Source organism: Paenimyroides tangerinum (assembly GCF_003865405.1).
Classification (GTDB): Bacteria; Bacteroidota; Bacteroidia; order Flavobacteriales; family Flavobacteriaceae; genus Flavobacterium; species Flavobacterium tangerinum.
The window spans coordinates 1-1,804 of sequence record NZ_RQVQ01000098.1 but is presented as its reverse complement, the minus strand read 5'-3'; the positions used below and the strand labels follow the sequence as shown (position 1 = coordinate 1,804).

The 1,804-nt window shown below is 32.6% G+C and carries 2 protein-coding genes; both read left to right on the top strand.

Features of this window, described 5'->3' with window-relative positions; all coding sequences use genetic code 11:
• Nucleotides 1-286: 286 nt before the first annotated feature.
• Nucleotides 287-1,006 (top strand): putative quinol monooxygenase, encoded by a 720-nt coding sequence (locus tag EG240_RS16920; RefSeq protein WP_125020387.1) that lies wholly within the window; start codon nt 287-289, stop codon nt 1,004-1,006.
• A gap of 76 nt (nt 1,007-1,082) precedes the next feature.
• On the top strand, nt 1,083-1,784 hold the full coding sequence (locus EG240_RS16300) for an AraC family transcriptional regulator (RefSeq protein ID WP_125020386.1): 702 nt from the start codon (nt 1,083-1,085) through the stop codon (nt 1,782-1,784).
• Nucleotides 1,785-1,804 lie beyond the last annotated feature (20 nt).

Below are 1,804 nucleotides of genomic sequence, written 5' to 3'. Positions count from 1 at the left end.
ATTTACAACTTAACCCATCTCTTTGCGAACCGCCGAGTACGTGACCCGTACGCTCGGTGGTGTTTGAAATAAGTGTTTATTTTTTATAGGTATTTCAAGATATCGCTTCGCTAAGTTGAGAGGCGCACTCCGTCAGTTTCTGGCGGAGCCGTCTACTCGATTGTGTGCATACTGGATTCAATAGTATTGCTTTTTTTGAAAATTGTCCATGCGTTAGCAATAAACATCCATTCCATAGTCTTTTGTTTCGTCTCAAATTTGCACTGTAACAAATAAACAAGAAACGATGAAAACTAAAGTTCCATTAAAATTAGCATTCCTAGTTTTTCTACTAGGATTTACAATTCAAACATTTTCAAAATCTAAAAACACAAACATTATGAACAGTACAAAAAAAGAAACTATCGGATTATTAGTAATTATGAAAGCAAAAACAGGAAAAGAACAAGACGTCAAAAACTTCTTACTTGGTGGATTAGCATTAGTAAATCAAGAACCTCAAACAGTATCTTGGTTTGCCTTTCAAATAGATAATAATACTTTTGGTATTTATGATACTTTTGAAGTAGAAGAAGGAAGACAAGCACATTTAACAGGCGAAGTTGCGAAGGGATTATTAGCAAATGCAGGTGATTTATTAGACAACTTTGATCCTAGCACAGATATTCAAGCAGTAGATGTATTAGCATCTAATCATAAATCCGGATTGCAAAACAAGGGTTTGCTTGTTATTATGAAATCTAAAGAAGCAAAGACAACAGATGTTGAAAACTTCCTTAATGTCGGCAAACAATTAGTTGGTGACGAGCCAAAAACTTTATCTTGGTATGCTATAAAAATAGATGCTACTACATATGCAATCTTTGATACTTTTGCAGATGATTCTGGTAGAGATGCACATTTAACAGGAAAAGTTGCAGCTGCACTTATGGAAAATGCGCCTGTTCTTTTAGATGGTTTTGAAGCATCAGCAATTCAAAAAATAGACATCATAGCTTCGAAATAATTGTTATCTTTAGACAGGAGTGTAACAAACACTCCTGTCTTTTTAATACGTAACATTAAAAAAGAAATAGACTCTTATGGCTCAAATTATTGTTGATAAGCAAAATGGTGAACTAGCATTTAGACTAGAAAGGTTTGAAAATCTTAATCAATTTGATCATTTACAAAGAAAAAATTATTATTCTATTATTTTACTTAACGCAAGCAACTATAAGTTAAGTGTAGATCTTTCTAATTATGAACTGCAAGGTTATCAAATGATTTGCTTGTCGCCTTATCAACCATTTATGATTTCTTCTGAAGAACCTTGTCATGGCTGGTTATTAAATTTTCACCCTGTCTTTTTTTGTACATATCGTCATCAAAATGAAATTGAAACAGAAGGCGTTCTTTTTAACAACTTTCATGGATTACCACATTTTAAAATTTCTGAAAAAGCGTTGTTTTTTAACCTTATAGATCAAATTTCAAAAGAAATGGATAGAGATTCTATTGCTCAGCATGAGGTTCTTGTGGCTTTTTTAAAGGTGTTTTTAATAGAAGCTGTGAGACAAAAAAAACAATCTAATAAAGATATAGTGCCAAAATTTTCTGATGATCAATCTGAAATATTGCAAAATTTAGTAGATTCTATTGAGAAGAATTATTCTGAGTTACACTCTCCGAAAGATTATGCAGATGTTTTATGTGTTAGCACTAAAACATTGGCTGGAATTGTGAAAAAATATTTACAGCAAACTGCAAAAAACGGCTATAGTATACCACCTTCAGCGGATTAAAGTGAGCATAGCGCAACGGC

Coding starts and splice junctions, on each gene's coding strand:
- EG240_RS16920 (WP_125020387.1), top strand. CDS start 287: ATGAAAACTAAAGTTCCATTAAAATTAGCATTCCTAGTTTTTCTACTA.
- EG240_RS16300 (WP_125020386.1), top strand. CDS start 1,083: ATGGCTCAAATTATTGTTGATAAGCAAAATGGTGAACTAGCATTTAGA.